This is a genomic window from Lutispora sp. QWL-02, from assembly GCF_058315355.1.
Genome location: NZ_CM177762.1, coordinates 1,110,053 through 1,129,990, shown reverse-complemented (window position 1 = coordinate 1,129,990; position 19,938 = coordinate 1,110,053). Strand labels below are relative to the sequence as shown.

Genomic DNA, 19,938 nt, shown 5'->3' with positions numbered 1-19,938 from the left:
CCGCCTCCCCATTTCCATATTCATCTGAATAGTTGATAGTACAGCTTCCCCAGATTCATCATATAGCCTACCAAGGCTTCGTTTCGTATAACACGTGAGCAAGGCTCCGGCTTCAGAGGCTTTGCATTTTTCATCCTGCTTAAAAACTCTTCCAGCCTGGCCTTATTATTCATGATGCCGTCCAAGCTGAACAGTGAAAAGTCCTCCACACCGCATTCCTTCAAAATGCCTATATCCTTCTCAAAATCATCCATGCACTCGTAATAGGGCTCGTTTCCCAGCTTTCCTATATTTGTGACCCCGACGGATACGGCCAGCTTGTCATTGAGAATTCTCTTCAAATAAGAAACCTGATGATATATCAAATAATCCACATTGACCTTCTTATATTTTTTCATCTCATTTCTTATCATCGTGGCATAATACATAAGATTGTATTTATCCCAGGGCACCTTAAAGACCGGTATTTCCAGAGCATTCTGCATCAGCTCACTGCCGAATCTGAGATCATAATAGCTATGGCGTATGCAGGTTGCATATCCTTCCAGACCTTTTTCCCTTATATAGCAGGCCGCATCGGTAAAAATATCCGTTGATTTTTTAAACCGACTCTTGTTGAGGTTGGAAGTAAGCATTCTCCCATAGGCTATTATGGGCTCAAGCTTGTTTCTGGGCGATCCGATACGCCTTATATCCTCCAGCGGAGATTCCATATCAATACACAATCCTTTGATCTTTAAGCCCTTGCTCTCAATCCTGCTCAGCAAAGCCTTTATATAATCAAAAAAATTTTGGGCATTTTGCTCGTTTACCCAATATCCCATATCGTCGGATAAGGTTGCCCAGATAGACACCGGAATTCCACTTTTATTGTATATCTCCAGCATTTTATAGAACTCGGAGCTATCCTCTCCATAATCAAGCCTATAATTTAACGTTACATCATGTTTTTTAAAAATGTCCAATATATGATCAGAGCAAACCTCCAGAGGCTTAGCAAACTCACACCAAATTCTTGTATCCATATGATCCTCCAAGTAAATTGATAAGAATATTATTAACACAATGGAAGGATATTAACAAGGATATTGACTATAAATACTATGTAATATTTTGAAACTGGCAAATATGTGTGCTTTATTGTATAATATGTGCTGAAAATACTTTTTTACAGGTGTGCTATGGAAAAATCATACAAAACGTTAAAGGAATACGGAGAGGCTTCTTTTATTGAGAGGAAGTCCCGGTTTATATCCTATTCAATGCCGGCAACCACTGAGGAGCAAGCAATAGAATTTTTGAATTCTATTAAAAAAAAGCATTATGATGCTACTCATAACTGCTATGCGTACATTTTAGGAGAAAGTGCCTCTATACAACGTTCCAGTGATGACGGTGAGCCTTCCGGCACAGCCGGAATGCCTATTTTAGAAATTTTACGAAAAGAAGGCCTCACTAATACAATTGTCGTCGTTACCCGCTATTTCGGCGGCATTCTCCTTGGTGCCGGAGGCCTCATAAGGGCTTACGCCGAAGGTGCAAAGCTTGCAGTCTCGGCAGCTGGAATTATCGAAGTGAGAGCCTTTTCATTTTATTCAGTCCATATTGATTACAGCCAGCTGGGCAAAATCCAACGCGAATCTATGAAAAAGGAATATTTAATAAAGGATATTCTTTATACGGACATGGTTGAAATGACCTTCCTCATACCGCCTGAGCAAAAGGATGCTCTCATAGGGGACATCAATAACTGGACCAATGGCAATGCTGTCATTGAGCATATAAAAAATGATATGATGAAGGTAGACCTTCAAACCGGCCGGCCGCTTTAGTAGTACCAATCATTATTGTAATAGTCGTAATTTCTTCTCCTGCGCCTTCTCCTTCTGCCAAGAAGTTCTCCTAAAAGCAAAACTCCTACCAAGTCCCTAAGGAATCTTCTGCGGCCGAACTGCCTTCCTTCCCACTGTTCCTCCATCTCAGGCATATCTGCCACTGCTTTGTCATATATCCTGTCCCCCATGCGCTCAAGCAGTTCTCTATCCGGATATTCTTCATACAACGGACTTTCTTCTGTTTCCATCCTATCCAGTTCTTTATTTATATAAGGCATGATCTTTTTGCAGCTTTCAGGGTGCATATCCTTAAAGTATTCTTCGTCTCTATCATCTTCAGCATAAATATCTTCCATATCAGGCTCCATACCGTATTCCATACCCTGATACATCTGAGGTGCCATTGCCCAATTCATATTATTCATCATAGGGCAAGTCATCGTTTTATTCACAAATCTACCTCCTAAATCATACTTATTCTAATATATGCATGGTAAAAATTTACGTGCATGTTCAAACCTATCTATGAGAAGGCTTGTCCATATATAGATTTTGTTTCCACTAATAATTTTTTCATAATATATATAAAATATATGTGAAAATATTGAAATGAAATGAATGGAGGAAATGTACATGAACAATCCCCAGATAGAAGCAAAAAACCTTACAGTATTAGAAGATCAATTAAATTATGAAGCTCTGGCTGTAAAAAAATATCGGCAGGCTGCGCAGCAATGCACTAATGGAGAGCTTACAAATATTTGCAATGATGCGGCCGCAAAACACAAGGCCCACTTCGACCAGCTGCTCAATTATTTAAATTCTCACAAATAGGAGGAACTATAGATGAATAATAATGCACAGTTTAATGATCAAGATATAATGGATGATCTGCTCACTATGGAAAAACAAATAATATCTGCTTACAACACGGGAATAACAGAGTCTTCCTGTCAGAACTTAAGGCAGACGCTCACAAGCAACCTGCTGGAAACTCATCAGTTGCAATATACTATATTTGATACAATGAAGAAAAAAGGCTGGTATCAAACAAAGGATGCTCAAGATCAGGATGTAAATAATGCTAAAAATAAATATTCCAATATAAAAAATCAATTGTAAGAGCCGGTCAACGGTCATGCGCAGATAAAAATCCTATGCATGACCGTTATTTTTTTTTATGATATGATATAATAAGAAAAGTATTTAAGGCCAAATGCCTATTAAATAACTACAGTGCTTAGATTTGAGTGGGGAGATTGCCATGCAAGAAAAAGAAAAAAAGGACTCAAAAAATAACAGCCTGGATAAGGCACTATATCTTCTGAGCTATTTTAATTATGACAGGGATACCATCGGTTTAAGCGAATTATCCCGAATATCAGACATACCAAAGGCTACCGTATATAGAACACTGTCTACTCTGGAAAGCAGAGGATACCTGCAGAAGGTGGACGTGATGGGTAAAGAAAGCCAATATAAGCTAGGGCTTAAATTTCTTGAGCTTGGCAATATCGTCAGCAATAATATCGAGCTTAAGGCTATAGCCAGACCCTATATGGAAAGGCTTAGAAGTGCGATAAACGAATGCTCCCAGCTTGTGGTCCAAAGCAGCGATGAAGCCATATATATAGAAAAACTGGAATGCTCAAGGCCTGTAAAGGCTTATACAAGGGTGGGACGAAGAGCGCCTCTCTACGCAGGAGCCTGCCCCAGGGCAATATTTTCTTTTCTTCCTGATGAAGAAATTGACAAGATATTGAGCAAGGTTGAGCTTATAAAATATACAAAGAATACAGTTATAGATAAAGATGAGATCTGGAAAACAATCAAGGAAACAAGAAAGCTGGGCTATACCATAAGCTACAGCGAGCTGGCTGAAGAAACTTATGCCATAGGCGCTCCCATCATGGATTATACAGGAAATGTAGCAGGATCGCTAAGCATAGTGGGACCGGAAAACCGCCTTAATGATGATACCATCGACCTCTATGTGTCCGAAGTCTTGAAAGCCACTCGCGGAATATCCCGGGCATTAGGTTACAGAGGATAAGTAACTTAATTATATCTTCATAAGCAATAGCATCCATGTATAGCCATGTATAGTGTATAAAAGCCTTACACTGGGGTTATTGCTATGAAAGTCCAGCGACCTTGTCATCCTGAGGGCTATGCCCGAAGGATCTAATTTGAGGCTCTTCAGTCCCTTTGCTCCTTCAGAATGACAAGCTTGACTATAGCTTTTTTGTTACCTATTTCGTGTTTTTCAGTGCAAATTTTCGTGCCTTTCAGTGGTTTCCGTCCCCCGGCCTGCTCAGATATACATACCATTCTTCTTATAGCTGATGTATCAGCAGCCTTGAAAGATATGCTATTTCTTATGCATGTCTTTTTATTTTGAAATAATATTAGCCTGAAGTGAATATAATATATAAATAATCTGAACATAGACAATCATTTAACAATGAAGGATTTTTCAGACTATTTGTAGAATCAAATTGTTATAATTAAATCGGTGGTTCATATTATGAACCATTAAAGGAGGAATTTTATGTCCAAATTCGTTGATCTAAACAGTGATGTAGGAGAAAGCTTTGGCAGCTATAAACTTGGCCTTGACCAAGAAGTGCTTAAGCATGTAAGCTCGGTAAACATTGCCTGCGGATGGCATGCAGGAGACCCTCTGATCATGGATGACACAGTAAGAATGGCCGCTGCAAATGGATTAGGAATTGGCGCACATCCCGGTTATCCGGACCTTATGGGTTTTGGCAGGCGAAATATGGACATCACGCCAAAGGAAGCAAGGGTATACATGCTATATCAGCTGGGTGCTCTTCACGCTTTTGTCCAGGCCTCGGGCGCAAAGCTTCAGCATGTTAAGCTTCATGGAGCCTTCTACAACACAACCTCCGTAAAGCCGGATCTTGCTGAAGAAATAATAAATGGAATCTTAGAATTTGATAAGAACGTAATATTATTGGCACTGTCTGGAAGTTATATCGCAAAGAGAGCCTTGGAAAAAGGTTTAAGGGTTGCCCAGGAGGTATTTGCAGACAGAGCCTACAACTCAGATGGAACCTTGGTATCCCGCAAGCTGCCCGGTTCAGTGATCCATGATAAAAAGGAGGCTATCGAGAGAGTCAAAAAAATGGTATTGACAGGCAAGGTCACTGCCATCGACGGTAAAGAGATATCTATAGCAGCCGATTCCATATGTGTCCATGGAGACAATCCGGAGGCTGTAAACTTTGTAAACACGATAAGAAAAAGTCTGGAAGCAGAAGGTGTTGGGTTAAAGCCCCTAAGCAGCGCATTTTAAATCTCAAGCGAAGTTATAATATACGTCTTAACCAAGAATATTGCTAATTTAGAGAGGAGTCGTCATTATGAAGAATAAAAATTTCTCAGTTCTATTGGGTGCAGCATTTTTGATGGCTACATCAGCCATAGGGCCCGGCTTTCTCACCCAGACAGCAGTTTTCACGCAACAACTGAAGGCTGACTTTGGCTTTGTAATCTTAGCATCGATCATATTATCCTTCATAGCACAGATAAACGTTTGGAGGGTGATAGGCATATCCGGCATGAGAGGCCAGGATATTGCAAATACCGTACTCCCCGGGCTAGGTTATTTCATAGCATTTTTGGTAGCTTTAGGCGGTCTGGCATTCAACATAGGCAACGTCGGCGGAGCAGCCATGGGCTTGGAAGTGGTCTTAGGATTAGATCTGAAGATAGGTGCGGCAATTTCTGCTGCAATAGCCATCGCCATATTCCTATCAAAAGAAGCAGGCAAAGCAATGGACTTTTTCACAAAAGTTCTTGGAGCGCTTATGATAGTTTTGGTAGGCTATGTTGCTTTAACAACTCAACCTCCTGTAGGTGAAGCAATAGCAAGAACCTTTGTGCCTACGCAAATGCCGATGCTGGCAATAATCACCTTAGTAGGCGGAACCGTCGGCGGCTATATTACCTTCTCAGGCGGACATAGACTGTTAGATGCCGGAATCAGCGGAAAAGAAAACCTTGATGAAATCACAAACTCCTCAATAATGGGGATTTCCATTGCACTTATAATGAGAGTACTCTTATTCTTAGCTATATTAGGTGTGGTTTCCAAAGGCATGCAGTTAGATCCTGCCAATCCTCCGGCATCAGCTTTTCAGCTTGCGGCAGGAGTTATCGGCTATAAATTCTTCGGTGTAGTTATTGCTGCAGCAGCTTTGACCTCTATAGTAGGTGCAGCATATACTTCAGTATCTTTCTTAAAGAGCTTCTCTAAAATTATAGATGAGCACTACAACAAATGGATAATAGCTTTTATCGCAGTGTCCACCCTGATATTCATAACCATAGGCAGGCCGGTTACACTATTGGTAATCGCCGGTTCCTTGAATGGCCTTATCCTTCCTATAACATTAGGTACAATACTCGTGGCTTCAGTAAACAAAAAAGTCGTTGGGGATTATAAACATCCTAAATGGATGCTTATACTTGGGGTCCTCGTGGTTCTGATCACGCTCTACCTCGGACTTCAGTCCTTAACAGGAATCAAAGCATTATTTAAATAGACTAAATGGTGGTGAGACTATGTATGAAAGCGCAAGGTTTTTGCCCTCCGGAGACAAATCCCTCATCATAGAGTTTGGTGACAGCATTAGTCCGGAGATAAATAAGAAAATAAGAAATATGTACCTTGCTATAGAAAAGTCAGGTCTGGAAGGAATACTTGAGATGGTTCCCACATACAGATCTCTGCTTCTTTCCTATAACCCGGTGAAAATCCGCTACAGCGAGCTTTGCAGCAAATTGAGAGAATGGGAGGAAAACCTCGGTGATACCGATTCAGAGCCGGCAAAGGTAGTGGAAATTCCTACCGTATACGGCGGAGAATATGGCGCTGATATAAAATTTGTGGCTCAGCATAACAATCTGTCAATGGATGAAGTTATTAAAATTCACAGCTCCAGAGACTATTTGATCTATATGCTCGGTTTTACGCCCGGATTTCCATACCTTGGGGGTATGTCGGAAAAGATCGAAACCCCCAGGCTAAAAACTCCGAGAACCAAAATTCCCGGGGGCTCTGTAGGAATCGCTGGGAAGCAAACCGGCATTTATCCTATCGACAGCCCCGGAGGCTGGCAGTTGATAGGCAGAACTCCCGTAAAGCTTTATGATCCTTTCGGTGACCCTCCTGTTTTATTGAATGCAGGAGACTATGTAAGATTTGTACCTGTAGATGAAAAGGAATACAAATCTATATTGAAGCTGGTTGAAGAAAAGAAATACAAAGTAAATATTGCTTTGCTTGATAAGGAGTAATGTTATGGGTATGATAAAAATATTGAAACCAGGACTTTTTACAACTGTTCAAGATAGCGGGAGAACGGGCCTTCAAAGATACGGAATACCCGTAGCGGGAGCAATGGATGACTTTTCCTTCAGAATTGCCAATATTCTTGTAGGAAATGATGAAAATACGGCGGTTTTGGAAACCACCTTCATGGGACCCAGCATCCAGATGGAATTTGACGGATATATAGCTATAACCGGCGCCAATATGGAGCCAAGACTGAACGGCAATAAAGTTCATATGTGGAGAAGCATTGAGGTAAGCAAAGGTGACAGCCTCACCTTCTCCGGATCCTCAGAGGGCCTCAGATCCTATATAGCCTTTGGCGGAGGCATTGGCATCCCTGCAATACTGGGGAGCAGATCTACTTATGTAAGAGGTTCCCTTGGAGGCTATAACGGAAGAAAGCTTATGGAAGGCGATGAAGTTCCCATAGATTCAGCAAGCTCAAAGGCGGAAGCGGGAAAATATATTTCTCCCGGGTATATACCGAGATTCCACAAAAATAATATTGCAAGAGTTATATTGGGTCCTCAGGATGATCATTTTTCTTCTGAAATGATAGAGATCTTCTTGAATTCCGAATATAAAATTACTGCGGAAGCAGACCGAATGGGTTACAGACTGGAAGGGCCCACCCTTACTCACGTCAAGGGCCCCGATATAATATCCGACGGAATAGCATTCGGATCAGTCCAGGTGCCGGGACACGGCTCTCCTATTATCATGATGGCAGACAGGCAAACCACCGGGGGCTATACAAAGATTGCCACTGTTATTTGGGCAGATTTGCCGCTGCTTGCGCAAATGGGACCCGGAGATGCAATACATTTTCAGGCAGTCACTATAGAAGAGGGTCAGGACATCTTCACCCAATATGAAGAAAACATCAAGAATATAAAATTCAGAGTAGAGAACAGCCATATCATCCAGGAGGAAGCTAGAACCTACAGTGTTACAATAAATAGGAAATGACAAAGGTAACGGAAACCACGAATTTTCACGGAGGGTGTCTTTCAGTGGTTTCCGTTCTCCTATTTGCCCATTTTTTATATATCCCGGATTATGGTATAATGTATTCAAAACTGCATTGGAGGTGCACCAGTGGGTAGATATGACAGAAATATGATGTGTATATCAGAAGAAGAAAATAACTTATTGAGACATAAAACAGTAGCCGTAGCAGGCTGCGGAGGCTTGGGCGGCCACATAATAGAAATGCTGGGAAGATTGGGTGTAGGTAAGATAATAGCCATAGACGGCGATGTTTTTGAAGACAGCAATCTTAACAGGCAGATACTTTCTCATACGCAAAATCTGGGCAAGCCCAAGGCATTGGCGGCTTTGGAGAGGATGAAGCTGGTCAATCCGGATGTAGAGCTTCTGCCTGTAATGAATATAATAGATGAAAATAATGCCGGGATCATGCTAAAAAAAGCCGAAGTGGTCATCGATGCTCTGGATAATGTGAGCGGCAGAATGATATTGCAGCAATCCTGCGAGGATCTTGGAGTGCCCTTGGTTCATGGCGCCATATCGGGCTGGTATGCGCAGGTTGCTACCATAATGCCCGGAGACAGGACCCTGGATAAAATATACTCAGGGCTTAACGATGCAGAAATAAAAAACCCCCTTGGAAATCCGTCCTTCACGCCTGCTCTGACGGCATCCATTGAGGTTTCTGAAGCCTTAAAGCTCCTTATCGGAAGAGGAGAGCTTTTAAGAAACAAAATGCTTTTTATAAACCTTTTGGATAATAATTATGAAATCATCGAGATGTAAAGGGAACGGTAACCACTGAAAGACACGGAATTTTTCACGAAAAAACACAAAGAGATTTTTTATTTCATAAATTTCACATAAGTTTAATATTATCAACCCTTCAGTGATTTTTTGTGAAGCTTCAGTGACTTGACCTGGTTTCCGTCTCCCAATTACTTCAGTAAAGAACCTGCTTCCTCATCCACTATTACTGTCAAGTCCCTGTGAAGCTGCAGCACAGAAGCAGGAAGCTCAGGAGTTATAGACCCTTCCAGGGCTTTTTTTATTGCACCGGCCTTTGCTTTGCCGCTGGCCAGAATCATTATGCTTCTGCAGTGCATAATGCTCTTGATTCCCATGGTGACAGCATATTTGGGCACCTTTTCAACAGAGCCGAAGAACCTGGCGTTTGCCTCTATGGTGTTTTGGTGAAGCTTCACCCTATGAGTTATTCCGGCGTAGTATGATGCCGGCTCATTAAAGCCTATGTGCCCGTTATTGCCTATTCCCAGGACCATCAAATCAATCCCGCCGGCTTTTTCAATCCTTCTTTCGTAATCTCTGCATTCTTCCTCCACGTCGCAGGACATTCCATCAGGAATATTGGTCCTTCCTTTGTCTATATCTATGTGGCTGAAGAAATTATCCCTCATAAACCTGTAATAGCTGTTCTCATCTTCCTTGGGAATGCCCTCATATTCATCAAGATTAAAGGTAGTGACATCCTTAAAGGATAGCTTGCCTTCTTTGTACATCGATATAAGCTCTCTATACATGCCCAAGGGAGTGCTGCCGGTAGGCAGTCCCAAAACCGCACCGGGCTTTGATCTCATTGTATCAGCGACCTTGGCTGCCGCCAGGCGGCTTAATTCATCATAGTCACGTGCAAAAATTATATTCATATACGCATCTCCTATTTTATCCCCTTATTTTACTATATTAGAATAACATAAAGCTGACTAAAGATAAATGCTTTTTTAGTATAAATGGCACGCTACATGATGCCCGGTCTCTACTTCCTTAAGCTCCGGTCTTGAGCTGCTGCAAGGCTCGAAAATCTTATCGCATCTTAGATGAAAGGGGCAGCCCTTAGGAGGATTAACAGGACTGGGCACATCACCCTGAAGGATTATCCTTTTTTTCTTATTCAGCGGATCCTTGGAAGGCACTGCAGATAATAAAGCTTTGGTGTAAGGATGCAGAGGCCTTTCATACAGATTCTCCGTTTCCCCTTTTTCTACAATCTGCCCCAGATACATTACCCCCACATTGCTGCTTATATGCCGGACGACGTTCAGATCATGGGATATGAATACATATGTCAGGTTCATATCTCGCTGGAGCTTCATCAGAAGATTCAGTATCTGTGATTGTATAGATACATCTAAAGCCGAAACAGGCTCATCAGCTACCACAAAACGAGGCTCCGTGATAAGGGCTCTGGCAATGCTTATTCTCTGTCTCTGTCCTCCGCTGAACTGATGAGGGTATCTGTCCAGGTGCTCTCTGGCAAGTCCCACTTCCTCCAGCATCCAGACTACTTTATCTTGAACCTCTTTTGAAGATAAGTTAAAATGGGTCTCCAAGGGCTCGGAAAGCAGCATTCTTACAGTCATTCGAGGATTTAGCGAACTATAAGGGTTCTGGAATATCAACTGCATATCCTTTCGCTTTTTTCTCATTTGCTCCGTAGAGCAGCTAAGAATATCTTCTCCGTCAAATATCACCTTGCCTTCGGTGGGCTCCAAAATTCTCAGTATGCTTCTCCCTGTTGTGGATTTTCCGCACCCGCTTTCTCCCACCAAAGCAAAGGTCTCCCGCTCAGAAACAGATAAGCTCACATCATCCACAGCATGAACAAAGCCTACAGTTCTTTTGAAGATGCCGGATTTCACAGGAAAATATTTCTTCAGGCCTTCTACCTCAAGCAATGTTTTAGCCATTGCGGTACCCCCTTTCATGAAGCCAGCATCTGCATTTGTGCCCTTCTTCTATCTCAATCAACTTTGGAGCAGTATCCATACATATATCCTGTCTCTTGCCGCATCTTTCCGAGAACCTGCAGCCATTGGGCATTTTATCCGCAGAGGGTACGACACCGGGTATGGAATACAGGCCTTTATTCTTGTCGCCTAAAGAAGTCACCGCTCTTAAAAGTCCAAAAGTATAAGGATGAGCGGTATTATGAAATAAAGTTACTACATCCGCCTCTTCCACTACCTGGCCGCCATAGAATACTGCTACCCGATCGCAGGTCTCCGCTATAACACCTAAGTCATGGGTTATCATTATCACGGAAGTATCATAGGAGTTTTTCAGTTCGTTCATGAGGTCCAAAATTTGTGCCTGTATGGTGACATCCAATGCGGTCGTAGGCTCGTCAGCTATGAGAAGCTTTGGGTTGCATATGAGAGCCGTGGCTATCATTATCCTCTGAAGCATGCCGCCTGAAAGCTGATGGGGATATTCCTTCATTATCGACTCTGCCCTCGGTATTCCAACCTTTTTCAGCATTTCCAGGGCAGTCTCCTTCATTTCATTTTCACTCAAATTTGAGTGAAACCTCAATACTTCTACAATTTGGCTTTCTATATTAAAAAGGGGGTCCAATGCAGTCATAGGCTCTTGAAATATCATGGATATTTCCTTTCCCCTAATTTTTCTCATTTCCTCTCCGGTAAGCTTAAGCAAATCACAGCGCCCGTCAAATATCATTTCTCCTCTTCCTACCCTTAGGGGCGGATTTGATAAAAGCCCCATTATGGACATGGCTGTCAGGCTCTTGCCGCAGCCCGATTCTCCAACGATACCGTAGGTTTGCTTCCTTCCTATTTCTATGTTTATGTCTTCAACCACTTTATAAGCGGATTTTTGAGTTCTCAATTCTATATCAAGGTTCTTTATTTGAAGCAAGGCACTCATGGTCATACCACCCCGCCTGAAGAAATTTGATTCTCAGCCATTTCAATAGCTTTGGAAACCCTTCCCCCAGAGTTCTTCAAGTATTGCTTGGCCTTTTTTGCAGGAAGTTTTGTTTTCTCCATAACAATGGCCTCCTTAACACTCCATCCTGTATGTTCCAATAATCGAAGAGCCTCACCTTCGTCTTTGACAGAGGTAACCTTTTTTAGTATGTTCAGGGCTCTGTTTCGTAATTTAACATTTGAAGCCTGCAAATCCACCATTAAATTCATGTAGGTCTTGCCCAGCTGCACCATAGTTATGGTGCTTATCATATTCAACACCATTTTCTGGGCCGTACCTGCTTTAAGCCTCGTAGATCCCGATATGATCTCAGGCCCCACTATGACTTCTATCATGACATCAGATAAATCGGCCATTGGAGATTCCGGATTGCAGGCAATGCCCACAGTGGATGCGCCAATTATCCTGCTGTATTTTAGTGCCCCAAGCACATAAGGAGTGCTGCCGCTGGCGCTTATACCTATAAGTACATCGGAATTACTCAATCTTTCCTGTTTAAGGTATGAGACTGCCTCTTCCTCGTTATCCTCCACCCCTTCCAAAGCTTTCCTCAACGCGGTGTCTCCTCCGGCAATTATCCCCTTGACCATTTCCGGATCCGTATTAAAAGTGGGAGGGCATTCAGAAGCATCCAATACGCCGAGTCTGCCGCTGGTCCCGGAACCGATATATATGAGTCTTCCTCCCCTATTTATGGCTGAGACCGTCAATTCTATAGCCTTAGCTATTTGAGGCAGTGCTTTTTCAACAGCAAAAGCAACTTTTTTGTCCTCCTCATTCATCAGATGGAGGGCTCCTTCTATGCTGATTTTATCTATATCTATACTGTTCTCATTTATGCTTTCTGTTATCATGTTTAATCTATCTTCTACCATTTCTATTCTCCCATATCATAATTTCAGTTTTGGATCCAGAATATCCCTCAAACTATCCCCAAGTATATTAAATGACAGTATGGTGCAAATGATAAATATAGCAGGGAATATAGCTGTCCAAGGAGCCAGCTCCATATAGCTCCGGCTTGCATTGAGCATGGATCCCCAAGAAGGGTTGGGCGGTTGTATGCCTAAGCCTAAGAAGCTCATTGATGCCTCTGTCAATATGGCACCTGATAGGGCCAGAGTTACTTGCACCATAAATGGAGCCATAATATTAGGCGAAATATGCTTCATTATTATATCAAGGGGCTTCAATCCTATAGCTTTTGCACTTGTAATATACTCCATAGATTTTACAGAAATTACAGATGCCCTGACAGTCCTTGTAAATACAGGTGTAGACACTATACCTATGGCAATCATGGTATTAGAAAGGTTCGGACCTAACACAGACACTATTGCCAGTGCTAAAAGTATCGACGGGAATGCAAAGAGCACATCCATAAGCCTCATTATGACATTATCTACATTGCCCTCAAAGTATCCTGCAATAAGACCCAGTATATATCCGGAAGTGGCTGCTATGCCTACAGATATTATGCCTACTATGAGGGATACCCTCGCTCCGAATATCACACGGCTGAATATGTCCCTCCCGAATTCATCAGTACCGAAAATAAATTTGCTTCCCGGAGGATTTAAAATGTTTTTGGAAAACATATCCGTAGGCTCATAAGGAGCTATAACAGGAGCCAAAAGGCTCAATACAACTACAACCAGTACACCCAGCAGTCCTATCCTGCCTAGGCGGTCCTTCATCAAATTCTTCAATAAAACATGCAAACTTTTCACCTCCTGCCATGCTACTTATAGGATATTCTCGGATCTATATAGGTATAAAGTATATCTACTATCAGATTAACTATTACATATATGAAGGCTATGAACATTATACAGGCTTGGACAACAGGGTAATCTCTCTGGTTGATAGCAGTAAGGACCATTTGTCCCAAACCCGGCAGAGAAAAAATCTGTTCCGTAACAACAGTGCCGCCCAGCAGGGAGCCTATCTGCATACCTATGAGGGTGATTATTGGTATCATTCCATTTTTCAGTGCATGCACAAATATCACTATCTTTTCACTTGCTCCTTTAGCCCTTACAGCCTTGATAAAATCCTGCCTCAGAACCTCAAGTATGGAGGATCTGGTCATTCTCATTACAGAACCCGACATTATAGCCCCCAGCACAAAGGCAGGCAAAATCATTATCTGCAAATTGACAGCCGGATTCTCAATAAAGCTCTCATATCCTACCGGAGGATAATAAGAAAAACCTAGGGACAAAACTAATATAAGCAGTGTCGCCAATGCAAAATTCGGTACGGATACTCCGATTAAGGACATAACCCTTACAACTCCGTCTACCCATGTATTTCTCTTTAAAGCAGAGATAATACCCAAAGGTATTGCTATTATCCAAGATATAGCAGCTGCCAAAAGAGTAAGCTCAAAGGTTAGCTTGAATCTGCTCAGCATCTCGGGAAGTATAGGCTTGTCAGTTCTCAGTGAATTGCCGAAATCTCCCTGCAGAACTCTCGATATCCAATTCCAATATTGCTTGTACCAGGGAAGATCTAAACCAAATTGCTCCTCAAGCCTTTGCCTCGCCTCAGGGGTTTCCTCTATACCAAGCATGCTTGATATGGCATCTCCCGGCAGCATATGCATTATCAGAAAAATGCATAGGGTTATACCTATTAAGACAGGAATGAGCATAAGTATCCTTCTGATGATATAATCCTTCAATTTCTCACATCCTAATGTAATAACTCATTTTGATAATAATGCGATGACTACATTTTCAAAGTCTTCAGTATTGAATGTATCCGGGTTAAATCCCTTTAACTCGGTTCTGGTGAAATAATAATCCATCGGCGATATTATAAACAAATTTGGTGAGTCATCAATAAGTATCTCCTGAGCTTTTTTATAAAGCTCCAATCTCTTTGTCTCATCCACTGTTATCTTTGCTTCTTCTGTCAACGCGTCAAACTCAGGATTGGAATATCCCCAAACGTTTGCGGAGCCTTTGGTAGAGAAGAAGAATCCCAATGCCCTGTCCGGGTCGGAGCCGGAGCCGTTTCTGCCGGCCATCATCTGATGATTCTTATTTTTCCAGGCATCTACATATTGGCCTGATTCCAGGTTTTGTATAGTGGCTTTTATGCCGATGGCTTCAAGCTGCTTCTGAAGCAATTGGGCCGTATCCCTTATATCATCATATAAGCCTGCAGTTATCACTGTTTCAAAGCCATTTGGATATCCTGCTTCAGCCAAAAGCTGCTTGGCTTTTTCAATATTATATTGATACATTTCAGTGCTTTCCGCGTCTATGGACCATTTCTTGAGTGACGGAGGCACAGGTCCTGATACTACAGCGTTTCCTCCATATATGGTCTGCGCTATTTCCGGGCGGTTGACTGCAAGGCTTATAGCTTGTCTGACCTTCTTATTATTAAAGGGCTCTATAGTCATATTGAATCCTAAATAGCTGTATTCATTTGATTGATAGCTTATAATATTTATATCCTTATTATCCTTTACCAAGGGTATGCTCTGAGGCGAGAGCTTTGTAATATGAACCTTGCCTGTCCTAAGCGCTGCCAATCGAGAGGACTCGTCAGGCATTATGTGGAATACTATGCCGTCGAGCTTCGGCTGACCATCCATGAAATAGCTTGGATTTTTAACCAGAGTTACATGATTGTCAGGTATCCATTCCTTAAGCATGAATGGTCCGGTGCCGCAAGCTGTCTGCATCAAATTCCCTTTTTCTTCTACCACTTCTTTAGGCACTATGGAAGCATATACGCTTGTCATGTAAGCCATGAAGGGTGCATAAGGGTCTGATAAGCTGAACTTTACAGTATATTTGTCTACTGCTTCTACACTTTGGACCTTTGAGAAATATGATCTTCCTACTGCTGCCGTATCGGGATTCAGTATTCTTTCGAAGCTGTATTTTACATCGTCGGCGGTCATTTCTCTTCCGTTATGAAACTTTACGCCTTGTTTCAGCTTGAAAATATAAGTGACATCATCGGGCTGCTTCCATGACTCTGACAGCTCAGGCTGGAATTCTCCATTCTCATCCATATCCACAAGGCTATTATATATCTTGCCGTATATCCTGATGGATGCAGCTGCCGGGACCTTGTGAGGGTCTAAGCCTGCAGGTTCTCCATCAGTAGCATATTGCAGGATTTGTTCCTTTGCAGGCCCATTGCTTTCTCCCGCCGATTGAGCGGGCTGCTTTTGTCCGCAAGCTGTAAATAAAACAGCAAATGCCAATAGAAGTGCAATAATTGATAATTTTCTCTTCAACTCAATTTCCCCCTTATTATTTTAATTGATTTAAGATTGCTTCGTGAAGCTCCTGCCTGAACGGCTGCAAATTTCTGGGCTGCCTTGTATGAAGCCTGTTGGTCAAAGTCACAGCAGCAATATCCATTTCCGGGCACAGCCATAGGGATGTCCCTGTAAAGCCTGAATGCCCGCACCCCTGAGGAAAAATTTCAGAAATTTGCCAGCCTAGTCCTCTGCCATCCTTTTGCTCCTTCATGGCTTCTTTTACAAGCCTCTCTTCAATAAGTCTTTTAGATTTCCACTCCCCACCCGTCAAGTATAGTTGGCATATATTTGTGAAGCCGTCTGCATCTGAAAAAATTCCTGCATGGCCTGACATGCCTCCGAAATAATAGAATGCATTTCCATCATTGACCTCACCGCAAATAGGCAAATTCTCTGTTCTCCATCCGTCAAAGCTTATATTTCTATCCTTGCACATGCTCTTTTCTATCCTGTTGCCAAACTCAGTACAAGCAATATTCAGTTTATCCTTTGGACAATAATTCATATTATCTATACCTAAAGGTATCCTTATATACTGCTCCAATGCTTCATCCAGTCCCATGCCGGTAATCCTTTTGATCATCTCTCCCAACAGCATGAAGTTTAAATCGCTATACAATACACCCTTTACTTTTTCGGTCCTCCCGGTAATCTCATTGAGGACCTGAAGAAAATCTCCCTTTTCGCTATAAAAAGGATACCAATCTATCAAGCCTGAACTGTGTGTGAGAAGATTCTCGACTGTTACATCCTTCAATCGTTCCGTCAATGCAGGATAGTCCGCAGCCTCAGCGAAATAATTTAGTACAGGGTCTTCAAGCTTCATTTTATTATCTGTGATCAACATCAAAGCTACCGTAGAAGTAACGATCTTTGTCAATGAGGCTGCATCAAAAACCATCTTTTCGTTTGCAGGGACCAAAACCGGTTCAAGACTGCCATAGCCAAAAGACTTCTCATAAATCATTTCTCCCCTGACGGATACCTTGCATACGGCACCGGGAAAATAACCTGCCACCATATACTTTTTAATAATGCTGTCAATCGCATTCCACATGTATGGTTTACCCCCCTATATGAGCTTTGACATGTATATATCGTCTATGTACTCTCCATCGACGTAAAGAGAATGCTTTTTTATACCTTCGATCTCAAAGCCCATTTTTCTATACAATGCCTTGCCGGCCTCATTATTCTCCATTACAGTGAGCTCTAACCTATGTATGCCATTTTCTTTGGCCCAACTTTCAAGCTCCGTAAACAGCCTTGTGCCTATGCCCTTGCCTGCATGGCTCTGCAATATGCCTATGCTTATATGCACCATATGGGCGATACGCTTGATTTCTCTGCCTGCAGCCATCAGGTAGCCTAAAAGCTCCCCTTTTTCTTCTGCCACTAAAAGAAGCGATTTCTTATTGTTCATTATTTGCCTTATGTTTTCCCTTTGCTGCTCCGATGTGATAACTCTTTCACCCGGTTCATAAAGCCTGAAAATAGTTTCTTCATCCAGCATATTGAATAGGTTCATGTACTTTTCGGCATCTTCAAGCCTTATGGGCCTTATATCAACCATATAGGCACTCCTCCCTGTTTATTAATCATCTGCTTGGTAAAGCTAATTTCCCCATGATTACTTTTTTTGCCGCACCTGTAGCACCAGGCAAATTATTGGTGCGTCCTGACAAAAACTCATTTCCCAATATAGCAAAAGCTACCGCTTCCTTAGCATCAACAGAGAAATCCAATTCCTCCGCCGATTTCACTTCTGCCTTGATTATTCTTTTCAACTCCTGCATCAAAGCCTTGTTATGGACACCTCCGCCGCTGACAAAGACTTCATCCACCTTGCATTTTGGCTCTACGAATCTACGAAGCTGAGATTCCACAGCATGGGCAGTATAGCAGGTTATTGTAGCCAGAATATCATTAAAGCTTAAACCCATGCCTATACCGTAGGTATAGAGCTTTCCGGCATAATCCAATGTATAATATTCTCTTCCCGTGCTTTTAGGCGGTTTTTTATCAAGATATGAATCTTCTGCCAGTATCTTAGAAAGCCAATCCAGGCATGTCCTCCCCGATAATGCCATAACACCTCCCAGGTCATAGTTCATTCGGCCATTTGTCCCTATCTTCATCACGGCATCTATCAAAACATTCCCGGGACCGGTGTCAAAGGCCCATACGTCATCCTCATTGCCGTCAGCCTTCAAAACCGTAATATTGCTCATGCCTCCGATGTTGAGCAGAACCCTGCTCTTGTCCGTATGGGAAAAAAGCAAGTAGTCCACATAGGGCACCAATGGAGCCCCCTGCCCTCCGTAAGCCATGTCGCTGGGACGGAAATCTCCTACGGTAACCGCTTCAGTTACCGCTGCAATAACGGCAAGCTCTCCGATCTGAAATGTGCTGTTCTTCTCCGGCATATGATAAATCGTCTGACCGTGGGAGCTTATGAAATCTATCTCCTTCAGGCTCATGCCGGCCTTCTGCGCAACTTTCACAGCAGCCTGGCCCATCTTATTGCCCAAATATACATTCATCTCGCATATATCATCGATCTTTGAAGTGCTAGGACTGCACAGCTTTAGTATGAATTCTCTCTCGACCTGCGAATACGGCAGCATCAAAAACTCCAGAAGCCTTACTTTTGTATCCTTATAATTGCCCTCTATTTCAACCAGCGCAGCATCTATGCCATCCATAGAAGTGCCCGACATAAGGCCTATACAAAGCTTCTTATCCTTTTCCATTATATTATTTAAAATATCTATCATGATGCTACCTTCCTTCTCTGAATATGTCCGTTGCTTTTCTTGTCTGATCCAGATATTTGATGGTGTCATCGTACTGTCTCGTGGCAACACACATGAATAAAATATCCATGACGTGGAGCTGGGCCATTCGTGACGAAGTAGCAGCACTTCTGAAAGGCACCTCTATGCAGGATGAAGTGAAGAGATTGATATCGGCAATCTCCGATAGAGAAGTTTTGCCGTACTTGGTTAGGCTTATTGTGGTGATGCCATTGTCCTTGGCGAATTTGAGGAGCTTGATAACCTCCAAGGTCTCGCCGGAATAAGATATGCCCATCATCACATCCTTGCATTTCATATTTCCAATAACTGTAGCAGTCAAATGCTGGTCTTCAAAGCATTGGCTGTTTTTGTTTATTCTTATAAATTTTTGCTGGGCATCCTTAGCAACTACCCCGGATGCTCCTATGCCGAAGAAGCAGACCGTCTGAGCCGCAAGCATAGAATCAACAGCCGCAGACAATGCCTGAAAGTTCATTATTTCTGAAGTTTCCATTATAGACTTGATATTGTTGTTTGTGATCTTCTGAACCACGGACTCCTGGCTCTCATCGGCCTTTATGTCCCTATAGGCTATGCTGTCGTTCTTTTTCATATCTCCGTGAATTCTCATCTTCAAGTCCTGAAGCCCTTTAAGCCCCAGGGATTTGCATAAACGAATCACTGCCGCACTGCTTGTCCCGCTGTATTTGCCTATCTCTGCCGCAGTGAGATTGATGACCTCTTGAGGCTTTTCCAGAATATATTCAGCTACCTTCTTTTCTGATAAAGGCAAGTCATTTGACATATCCCGCAGCATAGTCAATGCTCCCTGTTTATGAGTCATTAGCTGCCACCCCTTATTAAAATATTATTTCACTTTTATTATATGTTTATTGAAATATTATTACA

22 protein-coding genes are annotated in these 19,938 nt (G+C 42.3%); 9 read left to right on the top strand and 13 right to left on the bottom strand.

Annotation, left to right across the window (positions count from 1 at the left end):
- Positions 1-20: 20 nt before the first annotated feature.
- Positions 21-1,025, bottom strand: coding sequence for a hypothetical protein (locus AC4HCY_RS04975; protein WP_323433622.1), 1,005 nt, complete (start codon positions 1,023-1,025; stop codon positions 21-23).
- 156 nt (positions 1,026-1,181) lie between these two features.
- Here AC4HCY_RS04975 and AC4HCY_RS04970 point away from each other — a divergent pair, with 156 nt between their 5' ends.
- On the top strand, positions 1,182-1,832 hold the full coding sequence (locus AC4HCY_RS04970) for a YigZ family protein (protein WP_491095513.1): 651 nt from the start codon (positions 1,182-1,184) through the stop codon (positions 1,830-1,832).
- Here AC4HCY_RS04970 and AC4HCY_RS04965 read toward each other — a convergent pair.
- Entirely contained in the window at positions 1,829-2,287 is a 459-nt protein-coding gene (locus AC4HCY_RS04965; protein WP_323433620.1) for a hypothetical protein, read from the bottom strand. The two genes, AC4HCY_RS04970 and AC4HCY_RS04965, sit on opposite strands and share 4 nt — an antisense overlap.
- Positions 2,288-2,468: 181 nt before the next feature.
- Between AC4HCY_RS04965 and AC4HCY_RS04960 the strand changes: the two genes are divergently transcribed.
- From AC4HCY_RS04960 to AC4HCY_RS04925, 8 genes are all read left to right on the top strand, one after another.
- Positions 2,469-2,669, top strand: coding sequence for a hypothetical protein (locus AC4HCY_RS04960; protein WP_255228143.1), 201 nt, complete (start codon positions 2,469-2,471; stop codon positions 2,667-2,669).
- Positions 2,670-2,681: 12 nt separating this feature from the next.
- Entirely contained in the window at positions 2,682-2,957 is a 276-nt protein-coding gene (locus AC4HCY_RS04955; RefSeq protein ID WP_323433619.1) for a spore coat protein, read from the top strand.
- A gap of 142 nt (positions 2,958-3,099) precedes the next feature.
- Positions 3,100-3,888 carry an IclR family transcriptional regulator gene (locus tag AC4HCY_RS04950; RefSeq protein ID WP_323433618.1) on the top strand — a complete coding sequence of 263 codons (789 nt, stop codon included), beginning with the start codon at positions 3,100-3,102 and terminating at the stop codon, positions 3,886-3,888.
- A gap of 498 nt (positions 3,889-4,386) precedes the next feature.
- Entirely contained in the window at positions 4,387-5,157 is a 771-nt protein-coding gene (locus tag AC4HCY_RS04945; RefSeq protein WP_323433617.1) for a LamB/YcsF family protein, read from the top strand.
- A gap of 64 nt (positions 5,158-5,221) precedes the next feature.
- Positions 5,222-6,409: an NRAMP family divalent metal transporter gene (locus AC4HCY_RS04940; RefSeq protein ID WP_442916755.1), complete on the top strand. Its 1,188-nt coding sequence runs from the start codon at positions 5,222-5,224 to the stop codon at positions 6,407-6,409.
- Between the two features lie 19 nt (positions 6,410-6,428).
- A complete protein-coding gene (pxpB, locus tag AC4HCY_RS04935) occupies positions 6,429-7,163 on the top strand; it encodes a 5-oxoprolinase subunit PxpB (protein WP_491095512.1) in 735 nt (244 codons plus the stop codon).
- A 4-nt stretch (positions 7,164-7,167) separates the two neighbouring features.
- Complete coding sequence (locus AC4HCY_RS04930) at positions 7,168-8,169, top strand: 5-oxoprolinase subunit C family protein (protein WP_491095511.1); 1,002 nt, start codon at positions 7,168-7,170, stop codon at positions 8,167-8,169.
- Positions 8,170-8,298: 129 nt separating this feature from the next.
- A complete protein-coding gene (locus AC4HCY_RS04925) occupies positions 8,299-8,976 on the top strand; it encodes a HesA/MoeB/ThiF family protein (protein ID WP_323433613.1) in 678 nt (225 codons plus the stop codon).
- Between the two features lie 152 nt (positions 8,977-9,128).
- Here AC4HCY_RS04925 and nagB read toward each other — a convergent pair whose 3' ends face one another.
- The 11 genes from nagB to AC4HCY_RS04870 form a co-directional block, all read right to left on the bottom strand.
- Positions 9,129-9,857 (bottom strand): glucosamine-6-phosphate deaminase, encoded by a 729-nt coding sequence (gene nagB, locus AC4HCY_RS04920; RefSeq protein WP_491095510.1) that lies wholly within the window; start codon positions 9,855-9,857, stop codon positions 9,129-9,131.
- Positions 9,858-9,932: 75 nt separating this feature from the next.
- A complete protein-coding gene (locus AC4HCY_RS04915; RefSeq protein WP_323433611.1) occupies positions 9,933-10,898 on the bottom strand; it encodes an ABC transporter ATP-binding protein in 966 nt (321 codons plus the stop codon).
- Positions 10,891-11,877, bottom strand: coding sequence for an ABC transporter ATP-binding protein (locus AC4HCY_RS04910; protein WP_491095509.1), 987 nt, complete (start codon positions 11,875-11,877; stop codon positions 10,891-10,893). Before AC4HCY_RS04910 ends, AC4HCY_RS04915 begins: the two co-directional genes overlap by 8 nt.
- Positions 11,878-11,879: 2 nt before the next feature.
- On the bottom strand, positions 11,880-12,815 hold the full coding sequence (gene murQ / locus AC4HCY_RS04905) for an N-acetylmuramic acid 6-phosphate etherase (RefSeq protein WP_491095508.1): 936 nt from the start codon (positions 12,813-12,815) through the stop codon (positions 11,880-11,882).
- Positions 12,816-12,830: 15 nt separating this feature from the next.
- Entirely contained in the window at positions 12,831-13,670 is an 840-nt protein-coding gene (locus tag AC4HCY_RS04900) for an ABC transporter permease (RefSeq protein WP_442916752.1), read from the bottom strand.
- A gap of 11 nt (positions 13,671-13,681) precedes the next feature.
- Entirely contained in the window at positions 13,682-14,626 is a 945-nt protein-coding gene (locus AC4HCY_RS04895; RefSeq protein ID WP_255228156.1) for an ABC transporter permease, read from the bottom strand.
- Between the two features lie 24 nt (positions 14,627-14,650).
- Positions 14,651-16,204 (bottom strand): ABC transporter substrate-binding protein, encoded by a 1,554-nt coding sequence (locus AC4HCY_RS04890; protein WP_323433607.1) that lies wholly within the window; start codon positions 16,202-16,204, stop codon positions 14,651-14,653.
- A gap of 16 nt (positions 16,205-16,220) precedes the next feature.
- Positions 16,221-17,288, bottom strand: a complete 1,068-nt coding sequence (locus AC4HCY_RS04885; protein WP_491095507.1) for a serine hydrolase domain-containing protein — start codon at positions 17,286-17,288, stop codon at positions 16,221-16,223.
- A gap of 15 nt (positions 17,289-17,303) precedes the next feature.
- The gene (locus AC4HCY_RS04880; protein ID WP_323433605.1) at positions 17,304-17,804 is read right to left on the bottom strand and encodes a GNAT family N-acetyltransferase; all 501 of its coding nucleotides are present in this window, start codon (positions 17,802-17,804) and stop codon (positions 17,304-17,306) included.
- Positions 17,805-17,829: 25 nt separating this feature from the next.
- The gene (locus AC4HCY_RS04875; protein WP_491095506.1) at positions 17,830-19,008 is read right to left on the bottom strand and encodes an anhydro-N-acetylmuramic acid kinase; all 1,179 of its coding nucleotides are present in this window, start codon (positions 19,006-19,008) and stop codon (positions 17,830-17,832) included.
- A gap of 4 nt (positions 19,009-19,012) precedes the next feature.
- On the bottom strand, positions 19,013-19,873 hold the full coding sequence (locus AC4HCY_RS04870) for a MurR/RpiR family transcriptional regulator (RefSeq protein WP_323433603.1): 861 nt from the start codon (positions 19,871-19,873) through the stop codon (positions 19,013-19,015).
- Between the last annotated feature and the right edge of the window lie 65 nt (positions 19,874-19,938).

Excerpts from the sequence above, each read along its gene's own strand:
- AC4HCY_RS04875 (WP_491095506.1), bottom strand. The coding sequence starts at position 19,008 with ATGATAGATATTTTAAATAATATAATGGAAAAGGATAAGAAGCTTTGT.
- nagB (WP_491095510.1), bottom strand. The coding sequence starts at position 9,857 with ATGAATATAATTTTTGCACGTGACTATGATGAATTAAGCCGCCTGGCG.
- pxpB (WP_491095512.1), top strand. The coding sequence starts at position 6,429 with ATGTATGAAAGCGCAAGGTTTTTGCCCTCCGGAGACAAATCCCTCATC.
- AC4HCY_RS04955 (WP_323433619.1), top strand. The coding sequence starts at position 2,682 with ATGAATAATAATGCACAGTTTAATGATCAAGATATAATGGATGATCTG.
- AC4HCY_RS04960 (WP_255228143.1), top strand. The coding sequence starts at position 2,469 with ATGAACAATCCCCAGATAGAAGCAAAAAACCTTACAGTATTAGAAGAT.
- AC4HCY_RS04930 (WP_491095511.1), top strand. The coding sequence starts at position 7,168 with ATGGGTATGATAAAAATATTGAAACCAGGACTTTTTACAACTGTTCAA.
- murQ (WP_491095508.1), bottom strand. The coding sequence starts at position 12,815 with ATGGTAGAAGATAGATTAAACATGATAACAGAAAGCATAAATGAGAAC.
- AC4HCY_RS04970 (WP_491095513.1), top strand. The coding sequence starts at position 1,182 with ATGGAAAAATCATACAAAACGTTAAAGGAATACGGAGAGGCTTCTTTT.
- AC4HCY_RS04950 (WP_323433618.1), top strand. The coding sequence starts at position 3,100 with ATGCAAGAAAAAGAAAAAAAGGACTCAAAAAATAACAGCCTGGATAAG.
- AC4HCY_RS04885 (WP_491095507.1), bottom strand. The coding sequence starts at position 17,288 with ATGTGGAATGCGATTGACAGCATTATTAAAAAGTATATGGTGGCAGGT.
- AC4HCY_RS04945 (WP_323433617.1), top strand. The coding sequence starts at position 4,387 with ATGTCCAAATTCGTTGATCTAAACAGTGATGTAGGAGAAAGCTTTGGC.
- AC4HCY_RS04975 (WP_323433622.1), bottom strand. The coding sequence starts at position 1,025 with ATGGATACAAGAATTTGGTGTGAGTTTGCTAAGCCTCTGGAGGTTTGC.
- AC4HCY_RS04915 (WP_323433611.1), bottom strand. The coding sequence starts at position 10,898 with ATGGCTAAAACATTGCTTGAGGTAGAAGGCCTGAAGAAATATTTTCCT.
- AC4HCY_RS04880 (WP_323433605.1), bottom strand. The coding sequence starts at position 17,804 with ATGGTTGATATAAGGCCCATAAGGCTTGAAGATGCCGAAAAGTACATG.
- AC4HCY_RS04910 (WP_491095509.1), bottom strand. The coding sequence starts at position 11,877 with ATGAGTGCCTTGCTTCAAATAAAGAACCTTGATATAGAATTGAGAACT.
- AC4HCY_RS04870 (WP_323433603.1), bottom strand. The coding sequence starts at position 19,873 with ATGACTCATAAACAGGGAGCATTGACTATGCTGCGGGATATGTCAAAT.